General features: G+C 71.1%; 1 protein-coding gene and 1 pseudogene. Both read left to right on the top strand.

Annotated elements, in window-relative coordinates; all coding sequences use genetic code 11:
• Positions 1-268 (top strand): annotated as a pseudogene (locus tag ACEN88_RS31375) (TetR/AcrR family transcriptional regulator); the annotation flags it as partial.
• Positions 269-276: 8 nt separating this feature from the next.
• The coding region (locus tag ACEN88_RS31370) for an MFS transporter (RefSeq protein ID WP_413346024.1) at positions 277-1522 on the top strand (1246 nt) is incomplete at its 3' end.

Raw genomic sequence — 1522 nt, 5'->3', positions numbered from 1 at the left:
TGTGGGCACCGGCTGCGTCATCGCCTCGCTGGGCCCGGACGCGGCCCGCCACGGCCCGGAGCTGCCGCGCCATTTCGAGGCGGGCGTCAAGACCTTCGTCGACATCCTCGGTGATGCCATGCGCAGGAAAAACGCCGACGCGACGCCGGACGACGCGCTGACCGCATTCGCCACGATGGTCGGCGCGCTCGTGCTGGCGCGGTCCGTCGACGACGACGTGTTTGCCCACCGCATCCTCGACGCGGCCACGAACCGTCTTCTCGACTAAGGACGTCCATGCTTTCCACAAATCTCGCCCAGTGGATGGGCCGCCGCGGCCTGCACTACGGCTGGCTCGTCGCCGCCATCACCTTCCTGACGGCGCTGTCGTCGTCCGCCGCCCTCGGCCTGCCGGGCGCGCTGCTGAAACCCCTGAGCCATGAATTCGGCTGGACCGTCGACCAGATCTCGTCCGCGCTCGCCGTCCGTTTCGCCCTGTTCGGCCTGATGGGACCCTTTTCCGCGCTGCTGATGGAGCGCTTCGGCCTGCGCAACGTGATGGTGACGGCGCTCGCGGTCATCGCGGCCGGCCTCGGTCTCGTGCGCCAGATGACGGACTTCTGGCACCTCGTGCTGCTGCTGGGCGTGATGCTGGGGATCGGTTCCGGCATGACGGCCCTGGTCCTCAACGCCGTGGTCGCCAACCGCTGGTTCGAACAGCGCCGCGGCCTCGTGATGGGATTATTGACCGCCAGCTCGGCGACGGGGCAACTCGTGTTCCTCCCCGTCGGCACGTGGCTGATCGAGCATGGCGGCTGGCGCCTGGCGCTGCTGCCCGTGATGGCCAGCTGCGCGCTCGTGGCGATTCTCGCGCTGCTGTTCGTGCGCGACCATCCGCAGGAACTGGGGCTCGCACCCTATGGCGGCGACACGACCGTCAAACCCGTCGTGCCGGCGCGCGCACCGGTCTCGATCCGCACGCCGTTCACCACGCTGGCCAGCGTGCGCGCCGACCGCGTGTTCTGGGTATTGTTAGGCAGTTTCTTCATCTGCGGCCTGTCGACGAATGGCCTGATCCAGACCCACTTCATTTCGCTGTGCGGCGACGCGGGCCTGGGCGCCGTCCCGGCCGCGTCCGTGCTGGCGATGATGGGCACGTTCGATCTCGTGGGCACGATCCTGTCCGGCTGGCTGTCCGACCGCTACGACAGCCGCTACCTGCTGTGCTGGTACTACGGCATGCGCGGGCTGTCGCTCGCGTGGCTGCCGTCGGCCGACTTCACGCTCACGGGCCTGACGCTGTTCGCCATGTTCTATGGCCTCGACTGGATCGCGACCGTGCCGCCGACCGTGAAGCTGGCCGCGCAGGCCTGGGGCAAGCGCGCGCCGATGATCTTCGGCTGGGTCTTCGCCGGCCACCAGCTCGGGGCGGCCGTGGCGGGGGGGGGGGGGGGGGGGGCGGGGGGCGGGGGGGGGGGGGGGGGGGGGGGGGGGGGGGGGGGGGGGGGGGGGGGGGGGGGGGGGGGGGGGGGGGGGGGGGCGG

It is taken from the genome of Massilia sp. CT11-108, assembly GCF_047302915.1.
GTDB lineage: Bacteria > Pseudomonadota > Gammaproteobacteria > Burkholderiales > Burkholderiaceae_D > Telluria > Telluria orientalis.
This window is presented reverse-complemented; position numbering and strand designations above follow the sequence as displayed.